Genomic DNA, 15,439 nt, shown 5'->3' on the forward strand with positions numbered 1-15,439 from the left:
CGTTTATGCTTGCTCCATTTATAAAGGTGGTGTAAGAATGGGTATTACAGTTGTCAAAGGACAAAAGGTTGACCTAACGAAAGGAAATCCTGGACTTGATTCTCTTATTGTAGAGATTGGATGGCAATCGCCATCTGCATTAGAGATCGATACTTCTGCTTTTCTGCTTGGTGCACAAGGTAAAGTAAGCAAAGATGAGGATTTGATATTTTATAATAATCCGTCTACGCCTTATATCAGATATAAGGAAATGCCTACATCCAACAGTCTCAAGCAATTTGACGTGGAACTAAATAAAGTTCCTTCTGATGTGATGAAACTCGCGTTTACACTCACCATTTATGATGGCGAGAAGCGAGGTCAAAGTTTTAGGCAGGTAAATCAGGCCTATTTTCGGATTCTGAATCAAGTAACAGGTGCGGAGCTTCTCCGATGTGATCTTGAAAATCATTTCTCCGTGGAAACGGCTGTTGTGGTAGGAGAATTATATAGATATAACGGTGAATGGAAATTCAGCGCCATTGCTGCAGGATTTGCTGGCGGTTTAAAGGAGCTGTGTCTGAACTTTGGGATAGAGGCGAACGATGAACCTACACCAACACCGACACCGACACCGACACCAGTACCTAAGCCTGCAGCTCCGCAACCAGAGCTTAAACGTCAATCAGCGCCGATCGCGGAGCCTAAGATTCAAATTCCGCCACCTCCTGCAGCTGCACCTTCACCTGTAGGACCTCCACCGATCAATCTCAACCTGAAGAAGATCGAACTGAAGAAAAAAGGTGATTCGATCAACCTGAAGAAATCAGCTGGTGGTTTAGGTGAATTGCTGATTAACCTCAACTGGAATCAGAAGCAGGGCGGAGGGCTTTTTAATCGTAAAAACGGTGTGGATTTAGATCTTGCTTGTCTATATGAGCTGAAGAATGGCAGTAAGGGAGTTGTTCAGGCGCTGGGCAATGCGTTTGGTTCGTTAAACCAGCCTCCATATGTCATGCTTGACGGAGATGATCGGACAGGCTCTGTGACAACTGGTGAGAATCTGCGGATTAATGGTAGCAAAATTTCCGAGATTGAACGAATTCTAATTTTTTCTTTTATTTATAAAGGTGTTACCAATTGGTCAGAAGCTGACGGTGTTGTCACGATTACTCAGAGCGGTGGACCCGATATTGTTGTCAATTTGGACGAGCACAACAACCGTAAAGGTATGTGTGCAATCGCGTTATTTCGGAATGTGAATAACGAGACATTCAGTGTTGAACGGCTGGTCCAATATTACAGTGGTCATCGGGAGATTGATGAGGCTTATGGTTGGGGACTGCGCTGGGTTGCTGGCAGTAAATAGACGATTTTTTCGGAGGCGCAAGTGTAATGGATTGGTTCGCTGATTTTTTCAGGAATATTAGTGAGAACTACGGGCATTTTTTCTCATGGAGCGATGTCGTAGGTACGCTCTCTGACCCGGTTAGCTGGGGGATTATAGGGAGCTTAGTGCTATTGGAAGGGCTGCTCTCTGCAGATAATGCGCTCGTGCTTGCTGTTATGGTGAAGCATTTACCTAAAGAACAACAGAAAAAGGCGCTCTTCTACGGAATCATAGGTGCTTATGTATTCAGATTTTTGGCTATCGGTCTCGGGACCTTTCTTATCAAATTCATGTTGGTTAAGGTTCTCGGTGCAGCCTATCTCTTTTATATCGCTTATGGCGGATTGTTTAAGGGCGGCGGCGACGAGAAGATCGAGAATAAGGGGTTCTCTTTTTGGAAGACGGTTCTCCTTGTTGAATTAATGGATATTGCTTTTAGTATTGATAGTGTCATTGCTGCATTTGGTGTTAGTAACCAGGTTTGGGTGCTCTTTATGGGCGGAATCATAGGTGTTCTGATGATGCGGGGAGTAGCGCAATTATTCTTGAAGCTTATTGATAAAATCCCGGAACTTGAGCGTGCTGCTTTTGCGCTTATTGCCATTATTGCCGGTAAAATGCTCGCGGGCGCTTTTGGATACGAAATGCCACATGTATTATTCTTTTCAATCATTATTCTTGTATTCGGTGGTACGATTCTTTACAGCGTACTGCGTAAGAAAAAAGAAGCCCATAGAAATGCTTGATTTCAAAGGTAGTTGAACACTGCTGCTTTCAGGTAATCGTATATGTTTATAGCGTAGGCCTTCACTTATATATGAGAGAACCGGATAAGGTATAGCTGGTTCTGCCACTCTCTATAGGAGAGGCCTACGCTTGTTTTGCTTGGCTTCGCAAAACTATAAGGGGGAACCATCTTGAGATACTTCGATTACCTGACGATTGAACAAGAAACAGCCTTATTTTATAATCGGCCGATTTCATTTAACCATAATACTACGAGCAAGGATTTGTTGGCATATGCTGTTGGTGCTGCTCTTTATATGCCAGCAACTCGTGCTAGTGTTCCAGAAGATATTTTGAAGCTTAAAAGTGCAGGACTTGTAACCGTTATTATTGATCTGGAGGATGCGATCGGAGATAACGAGGTTGACCATGCAGAGGAGTCTCTCATTCAGCATCTTATTTTTCTCGCCGCATATGAGGAGAATGAGCCAAGCGGGAGTGATAGTCTTCCGCTTCTTTTCATCCGAGTTCGTAATCCAGAGCAGCTGCGGCAGCTGATTTTTCGATTAGGATCTTTGGTTACGATGTTAACGGGTTTTGTTTTTCCTAAGTTTTCGGTCGACAATGGAATCCAATATTTTGAGGCGATTGCCGATTACAATAGAACGCGCAGCTATTCAGATCCAGTGCTATACGGCATGCCAATCCTGGAAAGTGCGCCTATTATTTACCGCGAGAGCCGGGTAGACAGTCTTTTATCTATTCGTAATTTGCTAGGGAACTATCGTGAGTATGTGTTGAACGTTAGAATTGGAGCAACAGATTTTTCTAGTTTATTCGGACTGCGTCGAAGTCCTGATATTAGTATCTATGATCTTACCCCTATTCGAGACTGCATATCAGATATTATTAATATCTTTGGTAGAGTGGAAGAGGGATATGTAATTTCCGGACCGGTCTGGGAGTATTTTGCGAATAAAGGACATCGGGTGCTTCGGCCACAGCTAAGACAGACTCCGTTTGAAGACACCTATGGTAAAAACGGCCGCGACATGCGAAACAGTTACATTTCTAGCAGCGTGGATGGGCTTATTCGTGAAGTGATTTTAGATAAAGAAAATGGGATCTTGGGCAAGACAATTATACATCCCTCACACCTCAGACCTGTTCAGGCCATGTACACGGTAATGCACGAGGAATATGTTGATGCCTGCAGTATCGTAGAGAGTAACGATGGTAGCCTAGGAGTCTTCAAGAGTCAATATTCTAATAAGATGAACGAGATTAAGCCGCATTTGAACTGGGCAAAACGGATTTTACTACGATCACAAATATACGGGGTGTTACATGAACAACAGCATTTTGTCAGATTATTACCCGAGAACGAATTTACACACGTATAACATAGTCGAGAACCTACAGGTCACGGTTACTGAAACATCTAATCCCTTTCATTTGCCTGCGGATACTTTATTCTCCATGGCAGCCCGGATTAATAAGAAGCGCTCCTTTTTGTTCGTCAGCAAGGTGCTTGGCAAACATATCCCTGTTAATCCATACACTCCTCTACTAAGTGGTGCTGCATTAGCGCTGCTGTTATATCAGGAGATGAACGATGATTCTACAGATAAGGGTAGGATGGATGACTTATTGAATAAAGCTGTGCATGGACTGATTCACCCTGAGTCTGCCAAGGAAGCCTATCAACATTTGCTAGGAGCACGGTTAGTTCTTCCTAAGCCTGTTGTTTTTATTGGCTTTGCTGAGACTGCAACTGCACTCGGTCACAGTGTGTACAACATGTTTGCCGATGCAGCATCATATATTCATACTACGCGTGAACATATCCTCGATTTGGAGTCGATTGTTAGCTTTGAAGAGGAGCATTCACATGCGGTCGACCATTCATGTTACGCCTTGAATGCTGAACTATTATCAGGGACTGAGCCGATTATACTGGTGGATGATGAGATTACAACGGGGAATACAGCAATTAATACGATCCGTGATATTCAGTCCAAATTCCCTCGGGAGGAATACGTAGTCGTTTCTATTTTGGATTGGAGGAGCGGTAATAATCTTCACACCTATAGCGAATTAGAACAGGAACTAGGGATTCGGATTAAGTCCTTATGTTTACTGCAAGGTAGTATTGAAGTGAAAGGCACGCCTTTGCTTCATGCTGGGAATGACAAAGATTTATGTCCGTCTTCAGAAGAAGCCGAAGTGGTGACTACTTATGTGGTGGACGGTTTAGAACGTCTGCAGGTGACATCTATAGATTCATATGGCGACACTAACGCATCTCCTTATGTGAAATACAGCGGCCGATTCGGTCTGGATTCGCTGAATAATGATGGGATGGATGAAGGCGTCACCCGGATTGCGGCACAGCTTAGAGAACTACGAGAGGTGGATTCTAGGACTCTTGTGATGGGTGTAGGGGAATTTATGTACCTTCCTATGCGGATAGCGGCTGAGATGGGGGAAGGTGTTTCCTATCAGTCTTCCACACGCAGTCCAATACATCCTGAGCATCGGGCAGATTACGGGGTACATAGTGCTTTCGCATACCCTTCAGCTGGTGATCCGGAAATTACAAACTTTATTTATAATGTAGCCCCTGGTCAGTATGATGAAATATTCGTGCTGATTGAGCGTGATGTACCGCATGAACGAATGAAACCGATGCTTGATATACTGAAGGCACTGGCCCGCCATAAAGTGCATCTTATTGTACTGACTCCTGAAGGAAGAAGTGGAGGTCCCCAGGATGAAGGGAACAAGTAAACATAAAGTCATGGATAAACAAATAGCAGAACCGGTTCCGCTAGGGAGCTATCCACCGTCAGATGTTACGTTTTTGCTCAAGGATCTTAGTGATGTATCGCTGGAGCTGGCGACGGAAGTAAGGGAGGAAGCTATTCAATCGGGTGTCCATTATTCTGAGATGCTGCCTGTTGAATATCAGCCTACCGAGCAGTATATTGACTTGTTTCATGAGACGCTGCAGCAATCGGCTAAGAGGGTAGCTTTGGCTGTTGCCATTGTCTCTGAGATGATTGTCGCAAGAAGAGGGCTAGGTTGTGTGCTGGTCTCTTTGGCTAGAGCAGGAACACCCATTGGTATATTGATTAAGCGTTATATCGCAGAGAGATACGAAGTAGATCTACCGCATTATAGTATTTCTATTATTCGGGGCAAAGGGATAGATGAGAATGCGATTCTCTATATTCTGCAGAAGCATGGACTTGATTCTGATTTGCAGTTTGTCGATGGATGGACAGGAAAAGGGGCTATCCGTGGGGTGCTGATTGATTCTTGCAACAGCCTCTATGAGAAGTATGGTATTCGCTTAAATGATGATCTTGCCGTATTGGCTGACCCTGGAAACTGCGCAGGCATGTTTGGGACTAGAGAGGACTATCTCATTCCTAGCGCCTGCTTAAACTCTACTGTTTCAGGATTGATGAGCCGAACGGTGTTACACGCTGATCTCATTGGTCCTGAGGATTTTCACGGCTCAAAGTTTTATAAGGAGTGGCTGAATGCGGACGAGTCCAATGTATTTATTGATACAATCTGTCCGTATTTCTCTTCCGTAGTAGCAGAAGCGAAGAGCGCCTGCGAACAGATGCTGGAGCATCCGCCCGAAATCACTTGGCAGGGTCTTCGTGATATTCAGAGTATTCAGGAAACTTTCGGCATAGATAACATCAATCTGATAAAGCCGGGAGTCGGAGAAACAACACGCGTATTACTGCGCAGAGTACCTTGGAAAATTCTTGTCGATACTATGGATAATCCGAATCTAAAGCATATTCTTCTCTTAGCGAAGGACCGGGGCGTTCCTGTTGAGATCTTTCCTGGAATGACGTACTCCTGTTGCGGAATAATTAAACCGCTGAAAGGGGAGACGGAATGATATATGCCAGTGATCTAGATCGTACTTTGATCTATTCTTTAGGTGCAATTGGTGTTCCTGAGAATACTCCGGGTCTAATTCCGGCGGAAATTATCGAGGGGAAGACGAGATCTTACATTTCGCAGCAAGCATTAAATCAGCTACTCGATCTTACCACACGGGTTATTTTTGTCCCGGTTACTACGCGTACGGTACAACAATACAAGCGTATTAATCTGTTTCAAGAAACGGTCATACCTGACTATGCCGTTACAAGCAATGGGGGGAATATTCTAATCGGTGGAGTTGTCGATAAGGAATGGAGAGAATCAATCGGTAGGTTGGTAGCTCGTCACTCTGCTGGGGCTGAAGAGGTTAGATCATATATCAAGGCAGTTGTACGTGAGGATTGGATCATTAGTGAGAATTATTGTGATGATCTATTCTACTCCTTCATGGTTTATCGGGATCAGTTACCTTTAGATGAAATCACTAATCTATCAGATCGGCTCTATAATCTCGGCTGGAGAGTTTCTTTACAAGGCCGCAAGCTGTACGCTGTGCCGGCAGCCGTGAACAAAAGCGACGCTATACTTCATCTGCGGCGCACCGTTCGCTCTGAGCCTATGGTAGCTTCTGGAGATTCCTTGCTAGATAAGAGTCTCCTTGAGAGTGCTGACTATGCTATTGCCCCCTGCCATGGTGAAATATTTGCAGAGCAACAGAGTGGTCTTGTAAAATCAAGGTATCCGTTTACGAAAGAATCAGGTGTATTTGCTGGAGATGAGATTTTGCAGTATGTAAATATGATCTATAATAATCTAACTGCATTGGGAGTGGGGCCACTATGAAAAAGGTAAATATTTATTTCAATCGTTGGTTTTCCGTGGCTTACCATTATATGAATCTCCTCCGCAATAACGAGGATGGTATACCGGTTCAAATCTTTGCGACACACCCGGATATCCGCCATATGTCGCTACAAGGTGCTGACTTTGCTGAAACCGAGCCGGCGCTGAAGGGAATAGAATATGTTCAGTTTTGCGTTGATTTCTGTCGGCGTAATGAGATCGATGTTTTTATTCCACGCTTGCATATGCTTGATATTGCTCTCCATGCGGCAATGTTTGATGCGATTGGTACAAAGGTTCTGGTATGTAGAGATCTTGACCTGCTGGAGTCCATTATGGACAAAGGTAAATTTTACGAGAATGTTAGTGAGCAGGGCATCATGAGTATCCCGGATTATCATGTAGTTAGTACAGCGGAGCAGTTTAAAAATGCTTACGAGGACCTTGTTGCCAAGGGACATCGTGTTTGTTTTAAGCCAACTGAAACAGAAGGTGGGTTAGGCTTCCGTATTATCGACAATACCCGCGATCCTCTTCAAGAGCTTTTTGGGTATGTAACTCCATTGATTACGTTTGATGATGCCTATCGTATTCTTGCAAGCAAAGAGACCTTCCCTGATCTGATGGTGATGGAATTACTGGAGGGATACGAGTATAGTATAGATTGTCTGGCAGATGAGAATGGTAAGCTGTTAGTAGCTGTGCCACGTCGAAAAGTGGGCGGTCGTCTGCGATTGATGGAACATATTCCTGAACTAGAGGAGATTGCAGCTAGAGTTGCAGAAGTTTACAAGATCCCCTTCAATTTCAATATTCAAATGAAATACAATGGAGATACTCCAAAGCTGTTGGAAATTAACCCGCGAATGTCCGGTGGACTGCATATGTCATGTTTGTCAGGGATTAACTTTCCTTATTTAGCCGTCAAAAGTGCCCTCGGTGGCGAGGTTCAGCCTATGAATTTTGAAGGAGATGTACTGGCCAGCCACCTGGAGCAACCGATGATTATGAAAATAAACGGCCAATCCGTCATTTCGGACGCCGTGAATTGAGCGTTCATAAAGTCGCTCACAAGAGGTGAGAACAATTCAGTTTAAATCAAAAGTATTACTTTACGCCGGTATCGGTTATGTTGTCGCTGTATTAACGAGCTCTCTTCTGCCTGAGTTCATCTCTTTGCTGTTGCCTTTAGCGGGTGCAGGGATAGGTGCTCTAGTCACGAGAAGTCCAAGAACTAATCTACCGGCGGAGGTGTTGCCAGCAGGTCCCGTGACGGCACCAATTGCTCCGCCGCCCGCTGCGAGCGCTCCACAATTAAGCAACGCAGCAAATGATACTACATCAGGTATTCACGGCTATGACGGTAAAACGGAGGACGCTGTGAAGATTGGACCGGAGTTCGCTCCGGTTGTGGAGTATCTTAGCATTCTGGAAGATATGATTATCTCAGAAGGGCAGAAGGATACGCTGGACAATGAAATTGTCGAGAAATCATTGGCGCTCTTCGCGAGGCTTCAACGTGTAATTCCACTGCTGCAGGAGCTGAATAACGGCGAGATTAATCATACGGTCCGCAGATTGATTCTGAAGGATTTAAATGGTGTAATCAATCCGTTCTTACGCCTAGGCGGTGAAGCAAAGACGAAGAATCGGAGAATGCTGCTGAACGGTCTAAGAGATGTCGATTCCAAAATATCGGATATTGCGTCCACGATCGAACATAAAGACCTGATGGAACTTCAGACGAAGGCGGAACTGATTCATCAGCGGTACAGCAGTTCCGAACTATAGGAGGGAATCCCATGTCCACGCAGTTGATCCAATTAAAAAAAGAAGATGAACAAAAGGTAGTCGAGGAAGCGGCACAATTAATTGAAAAGGTATCCCAAACGGATACTGTTACACTAGATTCCTTGATGGATGATATCGGTAAGCTTGGAGTTAAGACGCAGGAAAAAGCAGGACAAACCTTGAAGCTGCTGGATCGTCCAGTGAATGACCTGATGTCAGGCAAACGTGTTGAAGTGCCTAACATGATTATGAAACTGCGGAACGAATGTGAGAATCTGCAGCAGAGTAAGAATGTGAGCTTCTTCGGCAAGATGCTGCGTAAGAGTCCGATGAAGAACTATGTGTACAAATATCAGTCGGTCCGCACGAACATTGATGCCATTGTTACAGGGCTTCGCGACGGTAGAGATACCCTCGAAGAGAGCATTGTGAATATGCGTCAGCTAAAACGTACCTCCATGGAAGAAATTTATAACCTACAGACCAAAATTGCCTTCGGCAATAAGCTGAAAGAGCTGTTCGAGGTGGAGATCGCGAAGCCAGAGAATGAGTTCCGTAAAGCGTATCTTGAGCGTGGTCTACGTAAAGTGATGGTTCGTATTCAGTCGATGACAGAGATGATTCTGCTGTACAATCAAGCGATTGCTGCTACAGATATCATCAACGACAATAATGATAAGTTGATTGATTCTGTGAATAACGCCATTGATAAGACCTCTAATTTAATTACAGTATCGGCAATGATTGCGATGTCGTTAGCGGATCAGGAGAACGTCATCAACGCTGTTGAAGCGACGAATAAGACGATTGAAGATCAATTTAAAGAAAATGCACGTCTACTGCGTACCACTACGGAGAAAACAACCGAGTTGCTATCTAAGCCTTCTATGTCCATGGAAGCTGTGAACCAAGCGATCGGCGATTTGCTTAGCGCTTTAGACACTTCAGAACAGTCTAACCGTCGTATTATTGAAAGCTGCCAGGATTATACGTCTAAAATGACGGCAATCAATACTCAACTAGGCAATCGTTTAGGATTGAATGAGGCGGACAAGCCGCAGGCGCTGAAGCAAGGAGAGGCTGAGAGTCAACTTAGCAGCTTCTTGAACTAATTGTTTCTGAAATTCGCATGAATACACAGTATAGGATGTAAAGCCTGTTGAATTTTTCAGCAGGCTTTTTTCTTTGTTCTTTTTTCAACATTAATTATAATATATTCCAATTTACTAAAATTTTCTCATGAGATATTATGGTAAAGATCTGATGGATTTATTGATGCTCAGGTGCACCTAAGATGAAAGGATCGGCTTTATCATGCGCTGTTTCAAGAGAAACGGGCATACCTATTGGGAGGGGTAAATGGATGGGCAGAAAGTTTAGGGGAATATTAGCTGGTGCACTGGGCGTAAGTATGCTTTTTAGTTCTTTAGGGGTAGTAACAGCACAAAATAGCAAGGATTACGAAGGCCATTGGGCTCAAAAAGCTATTGATAGCTGGTTAGACAGCGGCAAGTTGAAGGGTTTTGAAGATGGCTCTGTAAAGCCAAATCAAACCATAACAAGAGCTGAGTTTATGACATTGGTCAACCGTGCGTTTAATTATACGAAGCTAGCTAAGATTAGTTACGATGATGTGCCTTCTACTAACTGGGCATATAATGAGATAGCGAGAGCAGTTGAAGCCGGATATATCCAAGGATTTAACAACGAGATGCGTCCGAATGCTCCAATTAACCGCCAGGAAGCAGCAGTCATTATTAGCAGACTGTTGAAACTGGAAGGGGGGAGTGTTGATGAGCTGAAGGTGTTTAGCGATGCTGGACAAATTGCTGCATGGAGCAAAGAAAGCGTTGCTTCAGCAGTTAAAGCCGGTGTTCTGAAAGGATACCCTAATGGGACTTTTGCGCCTGGACAGGCATTAACCCGTGCAGAGTCCTTGACACTGATTGATTCCGCTGAGGCTCTTACACATATAGTGTTGCCGACAGCTTCTCCAGTTACAACTTCTTTGCCTAGTGTTGCGCCAACGGCAACGGCAACTGCAGCATCCGCTGGTGGTGCTGGTGGTGCTGGTGGTGCTGGTGGTGCTGGTGGTGGTCAATCTGAGGCAACTTCTACTCCAACCGCTACACCCACACCCACTGCTTCACCAACGTCAACCCCTGAACCTACAATGCCTATAAAAGAATTGCCCGCCTTAGATATTCATATTACATCTACTCCAAATGAGTCAGTCACAAATTCCGTTTATCTGAAAGTTGACTTTAGTAAAGTTTTTGACACAATAGTGAATCAAAATGATCAGATCACTTACTATATTACATCCGAGCCGATTAATGACAGGGATCTCCGCTGGGGCCTTACTAATCTTAACTCATATATAACTATGTCCGGTTATACAGCTCGACTTATGCCCGAAATCACGGTGTCTTCTAGTTATATAGATGGAGGTGGAGATGGAGAAAAGTATGTATCGGTTGTTGTTAGAAACCATAAAGAAGAAATTACAGGATACTACACCCAAAAGATGAACTTGAAGTTCTCGCAAACGGAGCAAGCCAGTGACATGGTGAAGTTAGAAAGTGGAGTAACCATTACACAAGAAAAATTTATCTATGACGGTTGGATAAATCCAGGGGAATACTATTCTGATATTATTGATGTTACAAATGCTTTTGCACAGTTAAATGGTAATGCGGTTTCTTATACGATTTATCCTAAGTATTACAAGGATTTGGATCAGAACCCTCAACTTAATGATAGTATTTCTGCCTCGCGTACTTTATACAAAAGCAATCGAATTAGAGTGGTTGAAACTACTTATTCTTCCGGCGGGGCAACATCACCAGGGTATATTCCTATTGTTTACGAATCCTATTATAACTATAAAACCTACAATGAAGCAGAATATATGATTGTGTTCTATGACACCAATTTGAAGGCTATCGCTTATTACGAAGGAAAAGTTCAATTAAGTGACGAATTGGCAGTTGAAGCCGCCGAGAAGAGGATTGACGATATTCCGATCAGTCTAGGGTTGAAGGAAGAGGATACTATAAATAGGGCCACTAGAGCCTATGAGGCACTTAATGAATCACTCCGTGGGAGGATTAGTGAGCAGCGTAAAGTGAAACTTATGAATGCTCAAGAAACTCTTGAAATACTTAAGAAATCAGGGCCGTTACAGAACCTCGCGCTTGTCTCTTCCTATATTGGTATTAGAGAATTTCACCTCAACGGTACGTTAGTTAATGCGTATACTATAGACTTCCCGGATACTTTAAGAAGAGAGATTGGAAGCTTTTCTTACTATATTACTAAAAATCCGATCACTGGGAACGATTTAGAGGCTCCTAGTATTTACGGTAAATATGCTTTTTCGGAGATTAATACAATACTACTGCCTATTCGGGATAAGATAGGTGATTATAACGTAACGATAGTTTATTACGATAAGGCAGATAAGCCACTGCGCTATACGACAAAGCAGATGAACTTTTCAGCCCTTTCTCCAGCATGGGACAATTCTGCGGTTCAAGTGTTGGATGGAGTGACTATGGAACGTCATTATGGCAACGGCGGACGTGTAGACTTTATTGATGTCCAAAACTACGTACGCGCACACCGGGAGGCTGTATATTTCACAGTCACATCAAGATCGATGCTGGAAAAAGAACAAGCTTTTACGGTCGAAAATGTGGTCAAGAATTTGAATCAGGTCTATCAAGGAATGGCCGTTTTCAATTCTTCTGATCCGGCTTTAAATGGACAGACAGAAGAATATATCGTTATTTTTTATGATAAAGATTATAAGGCAATAAGCTATTACACAGGGGTCCTGAAAGACTAATAAGGGAACAAGAACTCACAGCAATCATAAAGCCCTATCCTCATACATAAGTTGTCACAAGACTACATGTGTAGAAAGTGGGGATAGGCATATGATCTTAGGGTGTTTGATACTCGTGCTTATCATCGTAGCCAGCAGCGAAAAAGCAGAAGCGATAGCCAAATTGAATGACGACAGTTAGCGGGAATTAACATCAATTCCTCTAAGAAATTCGGGGATTTTCAACCACAACTTGGTTCAAGTAATTTCCAGCGGGTTATTGGGTATAATAACTCAAGGCTGTACGATTAGCCCTTACCTTAACTAGCTGGAAATACCAAAATCCCTAAGGAGGTCACATGGAGAACGAGGCGCTGCTTCAGGTTGAACAATTGGCACTCAAGAAACAGAAAATCTTTCGGCAAAGTATAATGCGTTATATTGCCAGAGCCATGCTGGCCAGTATGTTTATCGGGTTTGGTGTAATTGTAGCCTTCAAGACAGGTAACTATTTCTATATGGAGCATTCACCATTTGCGTATCCGATGGCTGCAATTACTTTTGGAGCAGCGATTATCCTTATCTCATACGGTGGAGGGGACTTATTTACCGGAGATACCTTTTATTACACGTATACAGCTTTGAGACGTAAAATGAAATGGTCCGAGGTTGTACGCATGTGGGTTATGAGTTATATCGGTAATATCCTTGGTGCTGCTGTATTTGCATTATTGATTTTTTTAACAGGACTGTTTTACAGTTCTGATGTAAATGGATTTTTGCTATATGTGGTTGAGCATAAAATGGGGGCTCCGGCAGGTCAGCTTTTTTTCCGTGCTATCCTCTGTAACTGGCTCGTGTGTATGGCTTTTTTCATACCGATGAATATTAAAGGCGATGGGGCTAGGATGTTCGCAATGGTCTTATTCGTATTCTGTTTTTTTATCTCCGGTTATGAGCATAGTATTGCTAATATGTGTACCTTTGCGATTGCATTGGTCCTTGACCATCCTGGAACGGTTTCGTGGGCCGGTGTGGTACATAATCTTGTGCCTGTTACAATCGGCAATCTAATTGGTGGTGGAGTTCTGATGGGGGTTATGTATTATTATGTGAACAAACCTTTTCTGGACGATACAAAGCACTAAGAAGCTCGGTTAACGCGTAACTTCGCTCTCTAAAAGGGCGGAGTTTTTTTGTGCTGCAAGAAATTTATTCGCCATTGGGATTTTTTGATTTTTTAGGGTTCAAAAGGATTAGAGGCAAAGAAGTAGAATACATATTAGTATTACAAAATTGAAGATTCATACAGAATGGGGTAAGGCTTTGGAAAAGACAACAGGGATACTGACGGATGAGACTATTATTAAGGCTTCCAATCAGCATTGCATTGATCAAGGAATAGACCCTGAGCAGCCTCCTATTTTTCCAAAATGTTATGCTGCAGATGAATTGGGGTCACAACTCCATGTATATAGTGAAGTGATTGAAGTTATCGATTTTTTTGTGAATAAGTTTCTTTCTTCAGTAAAAGGCAATCCGATCCTTGTTACGATATCGGATGATGCAGGTTATCTATTGGCGTTCAAAGGGGATCCGACGATTATTGATCTCGTAGGGCAGATTGGTATCAAAGAAGGTGTGCAGCTAAACAAAGAAGTGGGTACGAATTCGATTGCTTTGTGTCTCGAATATCAGCGGCCTTTTCAGTTGAAGGGGCAAGACCATTATCATCATATTCTTCATCGTTTAGTGTGCTGTACGGCTCCTTTTTATAAAGAGGATGGGCGTGAGATTTTGGGGACGATATCATTTATGGCGGATATAGATGTGGCTCATCCCCACCTATTACCTTTGCTCTGTACCATGGCTGACTCCATCGAACGCGAAATTTTGCTGCGTAGAGGAAATGCTGAGCTTCAGCTTTTAAACCGAATCCTATTGGATACTAATTACTTAGGCGTTATTATAACGGATGAACTCGGAACGATCGTCAATATAAATGAGAACTGCTTAAATATGCTTCATTTGGATGGTGAACATCAAGAATCTGTTATCGGTGCCAGTGTTTTTGAAATTCGGAATGTGGGCTCTTATTTTCAGCATGTCATTCTTCAGCAAGAGGCATGTGCTGGGCTGGAAGTGATTCAAGAAAGTAACGGTTTGTTTGAGCATTATATGCTGGATGTGCTTCCGGTTTACGACTCGAATGCATGCTTGGCTCGTGTGATTGGGAGTCTTCGTAATATTACAGAGATGAAAAAAACGGAAGAAGTGCTGCGCAATACAGAGAAGCTAGTGGTCGCTGGACAACTGGCCATGAGTATTGCGCATGAGATTCGAAATCCGCTGACCACAGTTAAAGGGATGCTTCAACTGGCCAATAAAGATTCGCAACTGCTCCATTATGATCTTATTATGTCAGAAGTGGAAAGAATGAACCTCATTGTGAGTGAGTTCCTTATACTGGGTAGACCGCAGGCTGCGCATTATAGGATAGAACAATGTAGTGCGATTCTGGAGGAAGTGCTTAGCATCTTTGCAATTCAAGTGGAGATGAATAATATATCGTTAAACACGCAATTCCATAATGATGCCACAATCTTGTGTGACCGCAATCAGATCAAACAAATCTTCCTAAACATCCTAAGAAACTCAATGGAAGCCTTGCCTTTTGGTGGAAGCATTACAGTAGCTCTAGATGTGGAGAATGGATACCAGACGATTACCTTCACAGACAACGGAGAGGGTATGAACCAGGAAGTGTTGGATAAATTAGGTCAGCCTTTCCACACGACCAGAGGGGATGGTAATGGACTTGGAATCATGATTGTTAAAAAAATAGTTTCTGCACATAGAGGCCGCGTGGTCATAGCTAGTGAAGAGGGTGTAGGTACAACTGTTACGATTTATCTGCCGATAAAATAAAGGGTTTATCTTGGCTATAACTCCGTCGTACAAGCCTTAAT

At 43.2% G+C, this 15,439-nt stretch carries 12 protein-coding genes; all 12 read left to right on the forward strand.

Going from position 1 to position 15,439, the window contains the following annotated elements; translation table 11 throughout:
* Nucleotides 1-37 precede the first annotated feature (37 nt).
* The 12 genes from R50345_RS01625 to R50345_RS01680 all read left to right on the forward strand — a co-directional run bounded on the left by R50345_RS01625 (nt 38) and on the right by R50345_RS01680 (nt 15,398).
* Complete coding sequence (locus R50345_RS01625; protein WP_042123538.1) at nt 38-1,348, forward strand: TerD family protein; 1,311 nt, start codon at nt 38-40, stop codon at nt 1,346-1,348.
* A gap of 26 nt (nt 1,349-1,374) precedes the next feature.
* Nucleotides 1,375-2,115 (forward strand): TerC family protein, encoded by a 741-nt coding sequence (locus R50345_RS01630; RefSeq protein WP_042123539.1) that lies wholly within the window; start codon nt 1,375-1,377, stop codon nt 2,113-2,115.
* Nucleotides 2,116-2,286: 171 nt separating this feature from the next.
* A complete protein-coding gene (locus tag R50345_RS01635) occupies nt 2,287-3,498 on the forward strand; it encodes an HpcH/HpaI aldolase/citrate lyase family protein (protein WP_231574007.1) in 1,212 nt (403 codons plus the stop codon).
* Between the two features lie 76 nt (nt 3,499-3,574).
* Complete coding sequence (locus R50345_RS01640) at nt 3,575-4,885, forward strand: phosphoribosyltransferase family protein (RefSeq protein ID WP_042131780.1); 1,311 nt, start codon at nt 3,575-3,577, stop codon at nt 4,883-4,885.
* Nucleotides 4,869-6,020 (forward strand): cysteine protease StiP family protein, encoded by a 1,152-nt coding sequence (locus tag R50345_RS01645; protein WP_042123541.1) that lies wholly within the window; start codon nt 4,869-4,871, stop codon nt 6,018-6,020. The genes R50345_RS01640 and R50345_RS01645 overlap by 17 nt, the downstream gene beginning before the upstream one ends.
* Nucleotides 6,017-6,850 carry an HAD family hydrolase gene (locus R50345_RS01650; protein WP_042123542.1) on the forward strand — a complete coding sequence of 278 codons (834 nt, stop codon included), beginning with the start codon at nt 6,017-6,019 and terminating at the stop codon, nt 6,848-6,850. The genes R50345_RS01645 and R50345_RS01650 overlap by 4 nt, the downstream gene beginning before the upstream one ends.
* Nucleotides 6,847-7,902 (forward strand): ATP-grasp domain-containing protein, encoded by a 1,056-nt coding sequence (locus tag R50345_RS01655; RefSeq protein WP_042123544.1) that lies wholly within the window; start codon nt 6,847-6,849, stop codon nt 7,900-7,902. The genes R50345_RS01650 and R50345_RS01655 overlap by 4 nt, the downstream gene beginning before the upstream one ends.
* Nucleotides 7,903-7,927: 25 nt before the next feature.
* Nucleotides 7,928-8,641: a hypothetical protein gene (locus R50345_RS01660; protein WP_375104556.1), complete on the forward strand. Its 714-nt coding sequence runs from the start codon at nt 7,928-7,930 to the stop codon at nt 8,639-8,641.
* Between the two features lie 11 nt (nt 8,642-8,652).
* The gene (locus R50345_RS01665) at nt 8,653-9,753 is read left to right on the forward strand and encodes a toxic anion resistance protein (protein ID WP_042123546.1); all 1,101 of its coding nucleotides are present in this window, start codon (nt 8,653-8,655) and stop codon (nt 9,751-9,753) included.
* A 251-nt stretch (nt 9,754-10,004) separates the two neighbouring features.
* Nucleotides 10,005-12,491, forward strand: coding sequence for an S-layer homology domain-containing protein (locus tag R50345_RS30030; RefSeq protein WP_052414427.1), 2,487 nt, complete (start codon nt 10,005-10,007; stop codon nt 12,489-12,491).
* A gap of 338 nt (nt 12,492-12,829) precedes the next feature.
* Nucleotides 12,830-13,618, forward strand: a complete 789-nt coding sequence (locus tag R50345_RS01675; RefSeq protein WP_042123548.1) for a formate/nitrite transporter family protein — start codon at nt 12,830-12,832, stop codon at nt 13,616-13,618.
* Between the two features lie 148 nt (nt 13,619-13,766).
* Nucleotides 13,767-15,398, forward strand: a complete 1,632-nt coding sequence (locus R50345_RS01680) for an ATP-binding protein (RefSeq protein WP_231574009.1) — start codon at nt 13,767-13,769, stop codon at nt 15,396-15,398.
* Nucleotides 15,399-15,439: the final 41 nt, after the last annotated feature.

This window comes from Paenibacillus sp. FSL R5-0345 (assembly GCF_000758585.1).
Taxonomy (GTDB): domain Bacteria; phylum Bacillota; class Bacilli; order Paenibacillales; family Paenibacillaceae; genus Paenibacillus_AQ.